This is a genomic window from Marinomonas sp., from assembly GCF_965225885.1.
In the GTDB taxonomy this organism is placed as follows: Bacteria; Pseudomonadota; Gammaproteobacteria; order Pseudomonadales; family Marinomonadaceae; genus Marinomonas.
Genome location: NZ_OZ245329.1, coordinates 4,526,258 through 4,543,550 on the forward strand (window position 1 = coordinate 4,526,258; position 17,293 = coordinate 4,543,550).

Consider the following 17,293-nt stretch of genomic DNA (forward strand, 5'->3'; position numbering starts at 1 on the left):
TTTAGACTTCTGTTCGATGAGTAAAGCAGCAGAAAAACAGGACAAAAATGAATGATAAACAACCACTTCCATACCATTTTCAACACTGCTTTTATTCGCTTATTCGTCGTTTAAAAGTCTCTATGAGAATTACCTTACTCCTAACAAATATTGCGAGTAACTAACCCCTAGTAGGTATACGGCATGGTTTTTTATTGCACATTTGATCAAAAAGACTTAGAAAAGGCTTTTTTAAATAAGCTAATAAATCATTAATAATCAATCAGTTATAATAAGTTTAGAAAGTTAAGACGTGACCAAGAAAATTCGTTATAAAAAATAATTATTTTTTTTTGGACTATTCTTATGCATAAACCAATACCTTGAAGCACAAAACTGATTGGCCTAATCCTTGCTAAACAACTACAAGTAATCATAGGAATTAGGTAAGGTGATTCAGTCCAATCTAATAATGCACCAAACTGAAACAAAAATAATAATAACGCGCCAAAACGAGGCTTCAGAAAGAAGTGAGTACTGCGTAGTAACCTTGAGGCATGAACATGACGAAACGTGATCAAAGGGGACAGATGAATCCCTCTGACCTAATGAAAGAGTTGGCAATTGTGACCAGCCATTTACGTCTTCATAGCTTTCCTCGTGTATTGGAAAGCTTTTTAGGTGGTCTGTGTTATTTCGACGACATCAATTTGATCACTTACAAAAAAACCTTCAAGCCGATTCTAATTCACCCCAACATTTCCAAAGAAGACGACCCGAACCTGCACTCTTACCTAAACAAGTTCTATTTATTGGATCCGCTGTTTAACAGCATTCAGCAAGGCATATCGTCCGGTATTTATCGCCTAGTTGACTTATCTCCAGACTCATTCGAGCAAACGGATTATTTTAAAAACTGTTATCGCAAGTTTGATTTTGTCGACGAAATTAACCTACTGATTGATCTAGACCGATCCACGACCTTTACCATTACCTTAGGTCGCCAAAAAGCCGTTGGCTCAATATTACGCAGTGAATTGAACAACCTAAAAATGGTGTTTCCTATGATTGAAGCCCTAATTCAGCAATTCTGGGCGGTGCAATCTCAGGACTATGTGGATAACGCAGCAAAAAACAGCCCGCTCAAACAAGCGCTAAAAAGCTTTGCTCAAGGAGTATTAACAGATAGGGAACAAGAAGTGCTAGGGCTTTTATTACGCGGTCACTCTTCCAAAGCCATTGCAGAACAACTTGGTATCAGTGTCGGCACAATAAAGGTGCACCGTAAAAACATCCACGGCAAGCTCAATACCAACAGCCAGTCAGATATCTTTACGCTCTTCCTGAAACACATGGAAAGCATAGATTCTCCCTTGGCGTTAGCTTAAGCGATACGATCTCCGTAAAGGTTGGTGTTCATTAATAAGTGATAAATAAGGTTTAGTAAGGCGCACTAGACAGTTCATTGATATCGAACACTTTCTGCAAAGCCTGCAAAAACAGTTCTGTCGGCTTATTTAATTGCGTGGTTTTTCGGTAAGCCACCGCGACACCCAACGTATAAGTGCGCTGCTTTTTAGCGACAGCTTGAATCAAGCCCAGTTTTTCATAGTCTTCCGCATAACGCTCAGGCAAAAAACCAATATATTGACCCGACAAAATCAATGACAAACGCACATCGTAGAAATACGACACAGCGGCCAGCTTCATATTTTCCACTTGTTCATTTAAGTCATCGTGTAATTTCACACCAGAATGCGAAGCGGGAAATTCATCTACTTTAATCGCTTGCTCTTCTTCACTCATAAAGGTCAATGGATGACCTTTTGCCACGTACACATAACAAGCGTCGCTGTATATATGTTGATAGTTCAATCCTTCTAATGGACGATGATAAGGAATAAAACCAATGTCTGCTTCATCATTCAAAATAATGCGTTCAATGTTTGCCATGGAAGACACTTGCGTCACTAAAGAAACATTTGGCGCGTAGGCCGAATATTGTTTGATCAACTCAGGGAATCGACTTTGCGGATCAAGACACACTCGATCTGACAAAGCGATACGCAATTGCCCTGTACATTGAGAGTTTAATGAATTGACAGTGCCTCGAAAGTTATCCAGAAACTCGAATAGCTCATTCGCCATCCGGTAAATCACTTCGCCCTCTTCTGTTAGAGAAAAGCCAGCCCGACCTCGTTTGCACAACACGAGATTTAATCGTGCTTCTAGATTAGAAATATGAATACTGATGGTTGGTCGACCCACATTAAGATAACTTTCCGCTGCCGCAAAGCCACCGCAATCGACAACCGCTTTAAAAATCTTTAATTGCTTGATTTCATAATCGCCAACTTGTCCCAACGAATAGTTCTGAGCCTTAACCCCCTCGAGGCGGTCTAGCATATCTTTGTTCGCAGTCATGCCTGTTCCCATCGTTTAAAAAACCAGAATAACGGCTAGAAGATGATTGAGCCATACCCTAAAAAGTTTTTTTGAGCTTTTAAACCCATCTGTCCTCTTTGTTTGTTTTCGATTCTCTCAACCTAAACTTTGATAGCGTCGAATTTTCTCCACCTCATGAAGCCTTCTACTATCACTCTCAGCTAACAACAAGAACACGCTACCTATTAACAAGTCAGTCAATGACAACGACAAAAGAGAACGCAAAAATGAATAAGACTCTTCAAGAACGTAAAGAAATCGCTTTCGCACGTGGTCAAGCAAACGCCGCTGCAGTGTATGTTGATCGTGCCCAAGGTTCAGAAGTATGGGATATTGAAGGCAAGCGTTATGTAGATTTCGGGGCAGGCATTGCGGTATTAAACACCGGACACAACCACCCAAAAGTAAAAGCGGCGGTTCAAGCTCAGCTAGAAAAATTCAGCCATACTTGTTTTGTTCTAACGCCTTATGAAGGTGCGGTCAGCCTAGTTGAAAAACTCAACGCCATGGCACCGGGTAACACACCGAAAAAATCCATTCTCGTTACCACAGGCGCAGAAGCGGTTGAAAACTGTGTCAAAATTGCACGCGCCTACACTGGTCGCCCTGGCATTATAGCTTTTAATGGCAGCTTCCACGGTCGTACTAACATGACCATGGGACTAACAGGCAAAGTAAACCCTTACAAAGTTGGTTTTGGCCCTTTCCCAAATGATATTTTCCACGTTGCTTATCCAAACGCTTATCACGGCATCAGCGTTGAGCAATCGATAGAAGAACTAAAAGCACGCTTTGTCTGCGACATTGAAGCCTCTCGCGTCGCGGCGATCATCGTAGAACCTGTTCAAGGAGAAGGCGGGTTTTACCGTGCGCCAGTTGAATTCCTACAAGCCTTGCGCGAAATCTGTGACCAGCACGGCATTTTATTAATTGTCGATGAAATCCAAACTGGTTATGGCCGAACAGGCAAAATGTTTTGCCATGAATACGCTGGCATCGAAGCCGATTTAATGACCAGTGCGAAAGGCATTGCAGGTGGTTTCCCATTGGCAGCCGTTGTCGGTAAAGCAGACATAATGGATGCGCCAATTCCTGGCGGACTCGGTGGTACTTACGCTGGCTCTCCAATTGCTTGTGCCGCAGGCTTAGCTGTACTGGATGCGATTGAAGAAGAACAATTGTGTAACCGTGCTCTAAAAGTCGGCGAGACCTTCATGGAACACCTAACGGCACTAAAAGCAGAATACCCAGATTTGGTAGGCGATGTGCGTAATCTTGGCTCTATGATTGCGATGGAATTAGTAAAAGACGGTGATGTGAACAAACCAAACCCTGAACTTACTAAAGCCTTGTCTGCAAAAGCCATAGAAAGTGGCTTGATTCTTCTATCTTGTGGTGTTCGTGGCAACGTTATCCGTTTCCTTCCGGCATTAACGATTGAAATCGATTTAATCGATGAAGGCATGGCGATTCTGAAACGTAGTCTAAAAAGCCTACTGTAATTCTCTCTGCGTTATAGCCACATAGAGAAGCCAATCCTTAAAAAGGGCATCCATTTATTCGATGCCCTTTTTACCTCGTATAAGCCAAAGTAGATTAATGACTCAGTACTTTAGTCACTCTGTCATTGAACAGGAGCATTATCACATGAAACTAAATTATATTGCGGGTAAATGGATCGCTGGCGAAAGCAGCACACGCAACATCAACCCAGCGAACACCAAAGACATTATCGGTGAATACACCAAAGCCAGTGTCGATCAAGTCAACGAAGCCGTGGCCGCCGCCAAAGCGGCCTTTGCCAGCTGGTCAATATATAATATTCAAGCTCGCTCTGAAATGTTGGATCGAATCAGCAAAGCCATTCTTGCTCGCAAAGAAGAACTCGGGGAATTATTGGCTCGTGAAGAAGGCAAAAGTCTACCAGAAGCCATTGGTGAAGTGGGTCGTGCCGCACAAGTGTTCCAGTACTTCTCAGGAGAAGTTTTACAAATGCGCGGCGATTATCAGCCATCAATTCGTCCAGGCTTAGACATCCAAGTCAGCCGCGAAGCTCTAGGCGTAATTGGCATTATTACCCCTTGGAATTTTCCAATTGCCATTCCAGCATGGAAAATTGCGCCTGCTCTCGCTTACGGAAACTGTGTGGTATTTAAACCAGCAGATCTTGTGCCGGCTTCAGCGCATGCCTTAGCCGAAATCATTGTCGAAGCGGGCGTGCCAGAAGGCGTGTTTAACCTTGTTATGGGTGCTGGCCGAAGTGTGGGTGAAACCATCATCAATCATAAAGACATCGCAGGCATTAGCTTCACAGGCTCTCAAGGCATTGGGCAGCACATCGCCGTCACTGCCGCTAAACGCATGGCAAAAATTCAATTAGAAATGGGCGGCAAAAATCCATTGGTCATCCTTGATGATGCCGACCTTAACCAAGCGGTTGATGTGGCCATTAATGGTGCTTTCTTCTCCACCGGACAACGTTGCACCGCCTCTAGCCGCATTATTGTGACTGAAGGAATTTACGACGCTTTTATCAAAGCTTTTGAAGAACGTACTCGTGCATTGGTCGTTGGTGATCCACTCAAAGCAGGCACGCAAATTGGCCCTGTTTCTAGTGAATCCCAATTTAAGCAAAACCTAGAATATGTGAACTCTGGGCTAAAAGAAGGCGCCACTTTAATCTGCGGTGGTGAAGCCGTCATCCGAGAAACCGATGGCTACTTTATGACGCCGGCCATTTTCACTGAGGTTCGTCCTGATATGCGAATCTGTCGTGAGGAAATTTTTGGCCCTGTGGCCTGCGTGTTGAAAGTGAAGACTTATGAGGAAGCCTTGGTAATGGCGAACGACACCGAGTTCGGTTTGTCGTCTGGGATTTGTACTCAATCCCTAAAATACGCTAGCCATTTCAAGCAGCATTCACAAGCAGGAATGGTGATGGTCAATGTGCCAACCGCTGGCGTGGATTACCACGTACCATTCGGTGGTCGCAAAGGGTCTAGCTTTGGTTCAAGAGAGCAAGGCAGTTATGCACGAGAGTTCTACACCAGTGTAAAAACTTCTTACACCTTAGCCTGATTTCGTCGACCTTAGTAAAAAGAGCACTCCCACCATTGGAGGCGGAAACGCCTCCTTTTTTAGGCACGTGTTTTAATGATTATGTTAACCATTATTGGATTATGGACGACAGGGCGAGACCTAAACCACAGAGTCTTATTTAGGCTGAACGACCGTTTTGGTATTCATATAATAACTCAATGGATCGCCTTCAATATCGTCTTGAATGCTCATCACCGAATCTAAAAAGAGATTAAATAATTCTCCGATGGTGTTCACATCAAGTTTTGCGTAGGCATTTTTACGGTGCAATTTAACGGTTTCAACCGAGATATTTAGACGCTCAGAAATGGCTTTATTGGAATACCCATGAAGTATCATCCCGACCATCTGACACTCTCTGTCCGTTAATAAGCTGTTACCAAAACAGTCAAGCGCCACTTCTAAACGTTGACGGAGGTTAAATGAATTACTGGCGTCTAATTCTTTGTTCCAATGTTGCTTTACCAACCAATCAATCATTGGCCAGATATCGGTCAGGTTGCGCAAAATCTCTTTATCAAACGTTTCTTTCAGGCTGATTCGCCCCAAGGAAATATTAACGAAGGCGCCCTCGCTTTCACCAACCGACACCAAGTAACCACACTCGTCGGTAAAACCACTGGCTTTATAATAGGAATGATAATACTCACTGTCTTTAAAGCCCTGCGGTTCTATCTCGGAAAGACTAAAAAAACCTTGCTTAGCAGACTTAGTCGCAGCCATGTAGTAAGGATCTAGCAAAAAAGCACCATTCATAAACAAATGGATAGAGGTTTGACGCTGCCCATTCGGTGGTTCGTTATATTCCACCCGAGGCATATTTTTTGAGGGATAAGCCAAAATGGCGATATTGTCGATATCCACCAGCTCTTTAAACATAGTGACCAGCGTGGGGACAAACTCCTCCGTCCCCACACAAGAAGATAAGCGAGCAGCATGCTGACTAAAAATAGATAAAAACGACATTGTAGATAACACTCTTTTCGTGTGTGAGTTAAACAACAAGCAAATACACTGCCAAAGCTCCTCCCCATAAGTGTTATTTCATATCAGAGGAAGTCGTACTAAGATGGCTTAAATACTATACGTGAAGGATAGATAACGATGAAACAATATAATAAATTTTATATCAATGGCACTTGGTGCCCATCCGACAGCACTAATAACAAAGATGTTATCAACCCAGCAACCGAAGAAGTCATCGCGCAAGTTAGCCTAGGTAAAAAAAGCGATGTCGACCAAGCAGTGAAAGCCGCACGCAGCGCATTTGATTCTTGGTCACAAACAACCCGTGAAGAACGTTTAGCCGTACTGGATCGCATTATTGCGGTTTACGAGTCTCGCGTTGAAGAAATCGCCCAAGCTATTACGGCAGAAATGGGCGCTTCCATTAGCATGAGCCGTAGCGCTCAAGCGCCTATTGGTATGACTCATTTCAAGGCTGCTCGTGACGTTCTAGCCAACTTTTCCTTCGAAGACGAATTAGGTAGCAGCCAGATTTTAAAAGAGCCGATTGGTGTATGTGGTTTTATCACACCTTGGAATTGGCCAATGAACCAAATCGCTTGTAAAGTCGCGCCTGCTTTAGCGTGTGGTTGCACCGTTGTGTTAAAACCAAGCGAAATGACGCCACTTTCAGCGCAACTGTTTGCCGAAGTGCTTGACGAAGCAAAAGTACCCGCTGGTGTATTCAACATGGTATTTGGCGATGGTCCAGAAGTCGGTGCTGCCATTAGTGAACACACAGACATAGACATGGTTTCTTTGACAGGTTCCACCCGAGCTGGCGTTCAAGTGTCTAAAGCCGCTGCCGACAACATCAAGCGCGTGTCTTTAGAGCTAGGCGGCAAATCGCCTTTCATCATTTTGGATGATGCCGATTTTGCTGAAGCCGTTAGCTGGGGCGCGACTCAATGTTTCCGCAACGTAGGTCAGTCCTGTAACGCACCAACTCGCATGCTGGTTCCTGCCGCCCTTCATGATCAGGCCGTAAAAGTCGTGCAAAAGGTCGCTCAAGAAACGCGCGTTGGTGATCCTCAAGCAACCGAAACGGAAATCGGGCCTTTGTCTAACGCGCTACAATTTGAAAAAGTAAATGGCATGATCCAAGACGCCATTGACGCTGGTAACGAACTCATTACTGGTGGAACTGGCCGTCCAGATGGCCTTAATAAAGGCTACTTTGCGCGCCCTACTGCCTTTGCCAATGTTAGCAATGACTCTACCATTGCCCAAGAAGAAGTGTTTGGCCCAGTGCTTTGTATTATTCCTTATAAAGACGAAGCAGATGCCATCAGAATCGCCAATGATTCGCCTTATGGCTTAGCCGCTTATATTGAATCCGGCAGCCTAGACAGAGCTCGCTCAGTGGCCAGAAAAATGCGCGCAGGGACTGTCTATCTTAACCGTAATGACTTCGATCCGCAGGCGCCATTTGGCGGCTACAAGCAATCTGGTAACGGACGAGAATGGGGACAATTTGGTTTCCATGATTTCCTAGAAATCAAAGGTATTGTTGGTTACAAAAATTAATTGAAAGTTTATATAACCCTACAAACATGCTTGAAACAAACACCTACAAGGAAGTAGGTGTTTTGCATTTTATGGCCAAATGAACCGAATTTATACGCAAAATTTAATATTTTCACGTCAAATACCAACCTTTTTTAAAAAATAAAAAGCCTTAAAATCGAAAAATACCCCTTTCGGGTAATCCCTTAATCTACATTTTACTGACACCATAGACTTCAACGACTGGCCTAAAAAGGCTCGTTAACTAAATACTGGTGTTTGCGGTTCAATGGAGAAAGCTCCGAAGCAAACGAACATTGTTGTCATAGGAGAGTATCCATGAGCAAAATAAATCAACTGAATAACACAGCGGAACTTCGCGCCTTAGATCAAGCTCACCACATGCATCCATTTACCGACATGGGTGACTATCAAAACAAGGGCGGACGTATCGTTACCCGTGGCGAACACATTTATTTTTACGACTCTGAAGATAACCAAGTATTAGACGGCATGTCTGGTCTTTGGTGCTGTAACTTAGGTTATAGCCAACCCAAAATTGTGGAAGCCATCCATGAGCAGTTACAAGTGCTGCCTTTCTACAACAACTTCTTCCAGTGCTCTAACGACATGGCCGTGAAAATGGCAAAAGCCTTGATCGACGTGACACCGGATCACCTAAACCACGTTTTCTTTACTAACTCGGGTTCAGAAGCCAATGACACCAACATCAAACTGGTTCACCGCTATTACAAAATTCTAGGCAAACCAGAGAAAAAACACTTTATTGCTCGCAACAACGGCTATCACGGCAGTACTGTCGCGTCATCCAGCCTAACGGGCATGAAGTTTATGCACGACCAATACACAGGCATTGAATATGTTCATCATATTCAACAACCACATTTCTTCAGCGAAGGCGGTGACCTAACACCTGAAGAATTCGGTATTCAAGCGGCTCGTGAACTAGAGAAGAAAATACACGAAATCGGCGAAGACAAAATCGCAGCGTTTATCGCAGAACCAATCCAAGGCGCTGGCGGTGTCATCATTCCACCAGATACTTACTGGCCAGAAATTCAACGCATCTGTAACGAGCACGACATTCTATTAATCAGTGACGAAGTGATTTGTGGTTTTGGTCGTACTGGCAATTGGTTCGGCTGTGAAACCTACGGTTTTAAACCAGACCTAATGACCTTTGCAAAAGCGGTCACTAATGGTTTTCAAGCACTTGGCGGCGTAATGATCTCTGACAAAGTCGCCGATGTACTAGCTCAAGGTAAAGGCGACTTTGCTCACGGTATGACCTATTCTGGACACCCAGTGGCTTGTGCGGCGGGTGTGGCGACTCTAGAAGTATTAAAGAGCCAGCGCATCATCGAAAACATGTCTCAGGATGTTGGCCCTTACTTTGAGAAACGCTGGAAGTCTCTAGCGGATCATCCAATTGTTGGCGAAGCACGTGCGAAGAATATGATCGCGGCCATCGAATTGGTTAAAAACAAAGAAACGAAAGAACGTTTAGCGCCGGATTCTGCTGGCGGTATGGCCTGTCGAAATCAAGCCATTAAAGAAGGTTTATTGGTTCGTGCCGTGGGCGATGCCATGGTTTGTGCGCCACCAATCATCAGTAACAAACAAGAAGTAGACAGCATTATCGAGCGCATGACCCGCGCGCTTGATTTTACCGCTTCCTTGTACGGCATTAAGTAACCCGCAAAGCAAAATAGAAAACCTCCTTTATGGCCTTCACTCTGTGAAGGCCTTTTTTATGACAATAATAAAGTGACGGAAAACGAGATTAATTCAGCACAAGAGCAGACTACGCCGATGCGCCACCATCAACAGGAATGGCCGTACCATTAATATGACGAGCATCGTCACTGGCTAAAAAGAAAGCCAACGCCGCCACTTCAGACGGCTCACCAATCCGTCCATTAGGGCTGTCTTCGCAAAGCGAAGCCTGAAATGCGTCTCCACCCGAGACATCCTTGTAAGGGCTAGATTCCCCAAACAACATAGGTGTGCTGGTATCGCCAGGACAAATGGCATTAACCCGAATGCCATCACGACCATGATCCAACGCCATGGCTTTGCTCATCATCACAATCGCGGCTTTGCTCACACAATAAGCCGTAGCGCCCTTCCCAGCATGAAGTCCCCAATCGGAAGCCGTATTAAGAATACAACCTTTACTGATTTTTAGATGAGGAATCGCCGCTCTCGAAAGGAAAAAGGGCACATCCACATTGGTGGTCATAGTTGATCGCCAATCGGCATCTGTGGTTTGAGTCGCATCCCCACGCACTAACACGCCGGCATTATTGATGAGACAATCAATTTGCCCAAGCTCAGCAACCGTATGTGCGATTAACGCCTCAGCATCCGCCGTGTGTTCTAACGATCCTGCCCACGTATGAATATTGTCAGATAAAGAGGCAACACGATCTAACCTTGCCTGATTTCGCCCTGCCGCCATGACCTTCCAGCCCGAAGAAGCAAACTTCTCCACCATAGCCGAACCAATCCCAGAACTCGCACCCGTCACTAAAACAACCTTCATCTTGAACCATCCTATTTTTATTTGTGATAACTCATTCTATCGAGTTCCCCCTCAATGGTAGATAACACGAAGTGGTAGTTCTTTGACTCAACGAATGGAATAAAGCATCGTGAACCTTGCAATAAAAATCCAACTTCTTGCATCACATTGTTATGTGCACCAAGAGCCGCTATATTTACCGACGAGTGACGTTTTATTAACAAAAAGAGGATGTTATGCAAAATACTAATACTGTACCAAATGTAGTCTTTAAAACCCGTGTTCGTAACGATGCGTTGGAAGGATCAAACCCATTTGAATGGAAAGACGTCACCTCTGCTGATTTGTTTAACAACAAAAAAGTTGTGGTTTTTTCTTTGCCAGGTGCTTTTACGCCAACTTGCTCAACGTCTCACCTACCACGCTACGAAGAGCTTTACGAAGAATTCAAAGCACAAGGCGTTGATGCTGTAATTTGTATTTCTGTGAACGATGCGTTTGTTATGTTCCAGTGGGGCAAAAGCCAAAACGCGAAAAATGTTTTCCTTCTACCTGACGGCAACGGTGACTTCACCCGCCAAATGGGCATGCTAGTCAAAAAAGACAACCTAGGTTTTGGCATGCGCAGCTGGCGCTATTCTATGCTAGTAGAAAACGGCGAGATCAAGAAAATGTTCTCCGAAGCAGGCTTCCAAGACGATGCACCAAGCGACCCATTTGAAGTATCTGATGCGGACACAATGTTGAACTACTTGAAAAGCAACTAATTCAAGGCGTTAATGAATTGGTCAATAAAAAGCAGACGTTTTCGCAAACGTCTGCTTTTTTTGTTTTTACTCTTTTCTTTAGATTGATTACAAACGATTAGTGGGTGCAAGCGCTTCTAGTAACTCATTACGCTCGCCAGCGATAGCTTGCACTAACAACGCCGACGTTGTTGGACCAAGCGTGAAACCTTGATGCCCATGACCAAAATGAAACCATAAACCTTTATGATGTGGCGATTCACCGACAAGCGGCAACATGTCAGGCATACAAGGCCGAGTTCCCATCCATTGCGGCTCTTCTACTTGCTCGCCTAAGTCGATGATTTCATTCAGCGCAACGGCTCCGCGTTTTAGCTGGCTCGTATCTATCGCTGAATTAAGTGGCACCAATGCCGCGCCTGTTGTGACTCTTAATCCTTTCACCATCGGCGCAGCCAACACGCCATTTGCCACGTCCAGAAAAGGACGTTGCAACGTTTTGGGCGCATTAAAATGGCCGTGATAACCACGCTTGTACACCATAGGAATGCGATAGCCAAAGCGTTTTAATAGCTCTGGTGACCAAGGCCCAAGCGCGACCACCACTTGCTCGGCTTTAAGTTCCCCATTACTGGTAATAACCTGCCAACCCGAAGCTGTGTAACGCAAGGTATTGGCATCGCCAGTAACAAAGCGTCCGCCTCGTTTGACGAATAAATCACCGTAAGCCTTGGTTAGTGCTCCAGGAGAAGAACAACTCCAACTTTGCTTATAATGCACAGCACCCGCTGGCGTTTTCTTCAAGGCAGGTTCTTTTTGTTGGTAGCTTTTGCCATCAAAAATATCTGAAGTAACACCATATTCCTTCATAAGAAATTCGGCTTTTTTCGAGGCTTTCTGAAACTCTCTTTCGTCCCTATGCAACATGACAAGACCACAATGACGGATCAAATCTTCAGACTCAGAATCGCGAATCAAAGGGTCATGATCAGCGGTAGATCGGAACGTTAATTGTGAATGGATACGAGAAATCTTAGCGTGTTTTTCTGGCGATGAATGACGAAAATACGACCATAAAGCAGGTGCCATTTGTAACGCGCCGCTCATTTTCCAAGTCACATCATTACTAATCTCAAACGCGTATTTAAACAAGGTTGCCATGTCTCTTGGCAAGGCATAAGGTTCAGCCGCCTCGACTTGGATCATGCCCGCATTACCATAACTGGTTTCAAGACCTGCACCTGTTCGATCAACGATGGTTACCTGATGGCCTTGAGCTTGCAACGCCAGCGCACTGCTAACGCCCACCATTCCCGCGCCTAAAACAAGAAATTCAGCCATATCTCTACCTCAACATCATTCCGATGGAAAAACATTTATTCTGATCACTATAGCAACATATAGTATAGATGAGTCAATCTTCAAAAAAGCAAACAGAGCAGAGATATAAAACACATAAAAACAAAAAAGGGCTGTGATTTCTCACAGCCCTTCCGCTCAATAAGCGTTTTTTTGCTTAAGCGACTTTAGACTCACTTTCTCTTGAGCCTTGTTCTTGATGCTCAAGCACACTGTTACTGGCTTGGTTAATGGCAATGCTTCTTGGTTTCATTGCCTCAGGAATCTCTTTCACCAAGCTGATGGTAAGGAGCCCATTTTTTAACTCAGCATTGGTCACCTCAACATAATCTGCAAGATTAAACTTGCGTTCAAACGAGCGGTTTGCAATGCCTTGATGGAGATATCTGTGCTCTCCAGAATCCGCTTTTTCACCACGAACGGTCAACACATTTTTTTCCACCTTAATATCTAAATCACTTTCTTCAAAACCTGCTAAAGCAAGCGAAATGGCATAGCGATTATCATCGACTACTTCGATGTTATAAGGTGGATAACCCGCAGACACGTTGTCCGTTGTAAGTGCATTGTCGAGCAAAGACGCCAAACGGTCAAAACCAATGCTACTGCGATAAAGTGGGGTAAAATCAATTGAGTTCATAATAAGTCCTCCTAATAGAAGCAAAATACTAATCATCAAAAGTTGTAACTGGCATTCTCTGTATATCAAGACGAACCCGTTACACTGAATAAAATAGGATCGACAAGGATTATTTTCAAGGGCCTCTTTTATAAAAAAATGTCCTATTTAAATAAACATTTTTTATAAGCACAATATCTATTCAACCTACTTGGTGGCACCAATTCATCGTCAACAATCATTGACTAATAGCTCAACAATTACTGTGTATTTCTCCTCCTTGATAAACGCTACCATAGCGGCAACTTAATCAATATTACTTTGAACATTCGTTGTTTAAAGCGACACTATTTACGGAGACAACCATGTCACACCAGATTATTGCCGACCTAGAAAAACGTCATACTGCAAAACATTACGACGCTTCGAAGAAAATTTCTCAGGCCGACCTAGAGATTATCTACGAAGCAATGCGCTTATCGCCTTCTTCTATTAACTCTCAACCATGGAAATTTATCGTGATTGAAAGTGATGAAGCGAAACAACGCTTTCACGATACGTTTGCGAACAAGTTTCAGTTCAACCAAAAGCACGCCAAAGATGCGTCACACATTATCCTATTTGCCCACAAAACCCACTATAACCGCGATGACTTCGCCAAAGTTGTCGATAAAGGCATTGAGGATGGTCGCACCAAAGTAGAAAACAGAGAGCAATCGTTTGGCAGCTTTGCCTTTGCAGAAATGAACATGGATGATAACGGCAACAACGCGGCATGGACAAAGTCTCAAGTTTATATCGCCCTTGGTAACGTCATGCACACAGCCGCTCGCCTTGGCATAGACTCAACCCCAATGGAAGGTGTTGATCCAGAACTGATTGGTGAAATCTTCCAAGCACAACTTGAAGGCTACCAATGCGACGTCGCACTCGCGATCGGTTATCACCACAAAGACGAAGACTATAACGCTACGTTACCTAAATCTCGCCTAGCAATGGAAGACGTAGTCAACGTGCTTTAAGACAACGTTTTCATAGATAAAAAAAGGGCAAGCCATGGAAGTTACTTGCCCTTTTTTATGTGTTATTTAAAGGAATGATTTCACTTAAAAGCGTAGAGATTTTCACTTAAAAATCATAAGCATATATGGCAGCATATTAACTAAACATCGCTGCAATTATTGCCTCTGGAGCATCTTCTTGCATTAGGTGTCCTGAGTTTTTTACTCGGGTTAGTTTGCCATCAGTAATCAAGTTTGCGAGTTTTTCACCTTGGTCAATTGGAATCCACTGATCCTCTTCTCCCCATAAAATTCGTACTGGCATTTCCATTGGTGCATACAATTCTTCAATTTCATCAGTGAATACCTGATCCATCTGAGCAATTTGACGATAAAACGCTGCCTGTCCACTTTCTCCCTGCCATGGAGACATATAAACGGCTAGCGCCTCTTCACTAAGCCCACGATAGGATGAGCTTTGTAAGTACTCAGAAAGTAATGCGTTATGAGCAAACGCAGGTAAACCAGAAAATGCGTTTTCATAATGCCGTATATGTTGAACAAAGTCAGATCCCCAAGGAGCAAGCGCCACTGGATCTATGATTGTAAGCTTTTTATATCGAAGCCCATTGAGGTAATAGGCTCGTAAAACCGTTGTACCGCCAAAGTCATGACATAATATTTCGGGCTTATCTAATCGCCACTCATGGATCAGAAATGCCAGCAACTCATTTTGTATAGCTAAAGAAACATCTTGCCCAGTACCTTTCTCGGATTGACCATAACCAACAAGATCAAAGAAATATACTTTCCAGCGATTTGCTAATAACGGAGCAATATTACGCCATACTTGAGATGAAAACGGTGTACCGTGAACTAAAACAAGCGGCTCCCCTTCACCTAAGCATCCCCAAGCGATACTCTGATTTTTGAAATTGAAACGATAAGGCAAATCAAGCATAGTTATTCCTCATTAAAACCGCTAAAATCAATTTAAAGGTTACTTTTAAAGAACATTAAAAACAACCGTTAAATTTAAATAATAGGTTATTAAATGACATTTGATGATACTTTAGTCGGCGGGCACCCGTTACTTGATTTTCTCAATACCGTTCAAAACCAAAATAAAGAACGTTCAGACAGCACCATTTCTGATTGGTCATCCTTTGTACTCTGGTCAAAGTCTGCTTCGCTATTCAGTCCCTCTCAGATTGAGAGCTTGGAACAAAGCGAAGTATCCTTACATGAATCAGTGAAACTTGTGACAGGCATTCATGATTTGCGAGAATTGATATACAACGCTCTCGCTCAAGTCATTACAGATAATGACCAGAATCAAGAACTAACATTATTAGAGGAAAGAATTAAAAAAGCTTGGGCTGATGCGAAACTGGTGCGTAGCGAAACGAATTTTATTTGGAAATCTACACGTCCCAACTTTGAATGGGTCTTGGATGATATTTTATTTTCTGCTGAATGCCTTTTAAGATCCTCGGAAATAGGCCGTCTAAAACAATGTGACAGATGCTCTTGGATGTTTATTAACTCAGGTCGGGGCAAAGGCAGACGCTGGTGCAGCATGAACACCTGTGGTAACAGAGCAAAATCAAGCTCTCATAGAAAACGCAATGCGGCAATTTGATACAATTGAACCTAGTAGGCTCAAATATTGAACGCTTTCAAGCAATTCATTTAGTGTCGATTAATAATTGAGCAACAACACCAAACAATAAAATGCCATCTATACGGTTTTAATCATAAAGTAACTCCTTTTCCTAATTTAAACGGATCAATGACGATTACGAACTCTCGAATGATGCAATAAAAATAAGTAAGCTAATCAATCACAAAGACGAACAATATTCTTCACTAGAGCCATCATAGTTAACAATCTTCACTAGAGCTTCTTGATGTTCGGCTATTACCTCACTTCCCAGTATACGACGCATACGAAAATGCGAGACAAACTCACTTTTTCCTTCTAAGTATTTGGTTAAAGTCAAAATACTATCTTGCGTTGGCAGATTAGGTAGAGATTTGACTGAAGTGGTGTCCATCCAGCAAGCAAAGCGTTGCTTTATCCCTTTAGCAGTTCGTTCGTACTCAGGTGGTGGAACGGGTTGTTCTAATGTATTGAGTTTGGAGTCAATCGCCGTACAGTCAAAATAGACCGAGGCTGTTGTGCATGAGCTGCCTTTTTTAACATCGTCATAATAAACAACCTGTGTTGGGGTCTTCGCATCTTTTCCTTGTCGATTAAGGTAACGACTGATATGTGACTGGTAGATACCAAATTTAAAATACGGAGAACCACCTTGCTTATCTCTCGTTGGACCAACATATTGATATCTAGGTACCGTTTCACCATTCACGTAGATGCGGAAAAAGCCTCTGTAATCAGCTTTCCAATTAGCGTGGACAAGAATATCTGTCCAGCGACCTCGCATTTCAGCATCGGTTAGTAACGGCTTATTTTCCTTAGTGGACCTACCCAATTGCCGGTCAATATTGTAACCGTTCTTTTGACCAGAATGGATTGCAGAGGTTTGAAACATGAACGGTGGACCTGAGCCATTATGTTGATGGAACTGGCCTAGAGTAACTGTGGCTGGGAATATGCTTTCAAAATCAGCAGGTATATATAATGACCAGTTAAACCATACTTCACCGGTTACATCACCAGCCGAATATTCATGGCGCTGGCGATCATTTTTGCAGTCACTCCAACTTTCTCCATCATGACCACAATCTCCGTCTCGTACTTCAAAACGAAAGGATGTTTCGCCCGTCCTTACCGGTTCTCCATCCAAGGCATTTACCCTGGTTACTCCATAAGGCTTAAACCCCACAGATAAACTCTTCTTAAGCGATAAATTTGAATCAGATCCAACTGAACTACAAGCAGTCAGAAAAAGAGAGTAGCTTAGAATCAGTAATATTTTAATCCGGCTCATCAAGTCTTCCCCACTAAAATAAAGCGTTTTATAAA

Annotated in this window: 15 protein-coding genes; 8 read left to right on the forward strand and 7 right to left on the reverse strand. The window is 43.3% G+C overall.

What is annotated here, in order from left to right; genetic code table 11:
• The first annotated feature begins 569 nt into the window (after positions 1-569).
• Complete coding sequence (locus ACO05V_RS21670; protein ID WP_421856551.1) at positions 570-1,367, forward strand: response regulator transcription factor; 798 nt, start codon at positions 570-572, stop codon at positions 1,365-1,367.
• Positions 1,368-1,419: 52 nt separating this feature from the next.
• Here the strand turns inward: ACO05V_RS21670 and ACO05V_RS21675 are convergent, their stop codons facing one another.
• A complete protein-coding gene (locus ACO05V_RS21675) occupies positions 1,420-2,403 on the reverse strand; it encodes a LysR family transcriptional regulator (RefSeq protein WP_421856554.1) in 984 nt (327 codons plus the stop codon).
• 248 nt (positions 2,404-2,651) lie between these two features.
• Here ACO05V_RS21675 and gabT point away from each other — a divergent pair, with 248 nt between their 5' ends.
• Positions 2,652-3,926 carry a 4-aminobutyrate--2-oxoglutarate transaminase gene (gabT, locus tag ACO05V_RS21680; RefSeq protein WP_421856557.1) on the forward strand — a complete coding sequence of 425 codons (1,275 nt, stop codon included), beginning with the start codon at positions 2,652-2,654 and terminating at the stop codon, positions 3,924-3,926.
• 145 nt (positions 3,927-4,071) lie between these two features.
• On the forward strand, positions 4,072-5,502 hold the full coding sequence (locus tag ACO05V_RS21685; protein ID WP_421856561.1) for an aldehyde dehydrogenase family protein: 1,431 nt from the start codon (positions 4,072-4,074) through the stop codon (positions 5,500-5,502).
• 135 nt (positions 5,503-5,637) lie between these two features.
• On the opposite strand, the gene ACO05V_RS21690 is transcribed toward ACO05V_RS21685, so the two are convergent.
• Positions 5,638-6,489, reverse strand: coding sequence for a helix-turn-helix transcriptional regulator (locus ACO05V_RS21690; protein WP_421856564.1), 852 nt, complete (start codon positions 6,487-6,489; stop codon positions 5,638-5,640).
• 138 nt (positions 6,490-6,627) lie between these two features.
• Here ACO05V_RS21690 and ACO05V_RS21695 point away from each other — a divergent pair, with 138 nt between their 5' ends.
• A complete protein-coding gene (locus ACO05V_RS21695) occupies positions 6,628-8,055 on the forward strand; it encodes an aldehyde dehydrogenase family protein (RefSeq protein ID WP_421856567.1) in 1,428 nt (475 codons plus the stop codon).
• Positions 8,056-8,373: 318 nt separating this feature from the next.
• Positions 8,374-9,750, forward strand: coding sequence for an aminotransferase (locus ACO05V_RS21700; protein WP_421856569.1), 1,377 nt, complete (start codon positions 8,374-8,376; stop codon positions 9,748-9,750).
• A gap of 109 nt (positions 9,751-9,859) precedes the next feature.
• On the opposite strand, the gene ACO05V_RS21705 is transcribed toward ACO05V_RS21700, so the two are convergent.
• Positions 9,860-10,600 (reverse strand): SDR family NAD(P)-dependent oxidoreductase, encoded by a 741-nt coding sequence (locus ACO05V_RS21705; RefSeq protein WP_421856572.1) that lies wholly within the window; start codon positions 10,598-10,600, stop codon positions 9,860-9,862.
• A 215-nt stretch (positions 10,601-10,815) separates the two neighbouring features.
• On the opposite strand from ACO05V_RS21705, the gene ACO05V_RS21710 reads away from it, so the two are divergent.
• Complete coding sequence (locus ACO05V_RS21710; protein WP_421856575.1) at positions 10,816-11,346, forward strand: peroxiredoxin; 531 nt, start codon at positions 10,816-10,818, stop codon at positions 11,344-11,346.
• An 87-nt stretch (positions 11,347-11,433) separates the two neighbouring features.
• Here the strand turns inward: ACO05V_RS21710 and ACO05V_RS21715 are convergent, their stop codons facing one another.
• Both ACO05V_RS21715 and ACO05V_RS21720 read right to left on the reverse strand, forming a co-directional pair.
• Positions 11,434-12,666 (reverse strand): NAD(P)/FAD-dependent oxidoreductase, encoded by a 1,233-nt coding sequence (locus tag ACO05V_RS21715; RefSeq protein WP_421856578.1) that lies wholly within the window; start codon positions 12,664-12,666, stop codon positions 11,434-11,436.
• Between the two features lie 175 nt (positions 12,667-12,841).
• The gene (locus ACO05V_RS21720; RefSeq protein ID WP_421856581.1) at positions 12,842-13,324 is read right to left on the reverse strand and encodes an Hsp20 family protein; all 483 of its coding nucleotides are present in this window, start codon (positions 13,322-13,324) and stop codon (positions 12,842-12,844) included.
• A gap of 344 nt (positions 13,325-13,668) precedes the next feature.
• On the opposite strand from ACO05V_RS21720, the gene ACO05V_RS21725 reads away from it, so the two are divergent.
• Positions 13,669-14,325 (forward strand): NAD(P)H-dependent oxidoreductase, encoded by a 657-nt coding sequence (locus ACO05V_RS21725; protein ID WP_421856584.1) that lies wholly within the window; start codon positions 13,669-13,671, stop codon positions 14,323-14,325.
• A gap of 136 nt (positions 14,326-14,461) precedes the next feature.
• Here the strand turns inward: ACO05V_RS21725 and ACO05V_RS21730 are convergent, their stop codons facing one another.
• Entirely contained in the window at positions 14,462-15,265 is an 804-nt protein-coding gene (locus ACO05V_RS21730; RefSeq protein WP_421856587.1) for an alpha/beta fold hydrolase, read from the reverse strand.
• A 93-nt stretch (positions 15,266-15,358) separates the two neighbouring features.
• Between ACO05V_RS21730 and ACO05V_RS21735 the strand changes: the two genes are divergently transcribed.
• Positions 15,359-15,946, forward strand: coding sequence for a CGNR zinc finger domain-containing protein (locus ACO05V_RS21735; protein WP_421856590.1), 588 nt, complete (start codon positions 15,359-15,361; stop codon positions 15,944-15,946).
• Between the two features lie 202 nt (positions 15,947-16,148).
• Here the strand turns inward: ACO05V_RS21735 and ACO05V_RS21740 are convergent, their stop codons facing one another.
• On the reverse strand, positions 16,149-17,258 hold the full coding sequence (locus ACO05V_RS21740; protein WP_421856593.1) for a polysaccharide lyase: 1,110 nt from the start codon (positions 17,256-17,258) through the stop codon (positions 16,149-16,151).
• Positions 17,259-17,293: the final 35 nt, after the last annotated feature.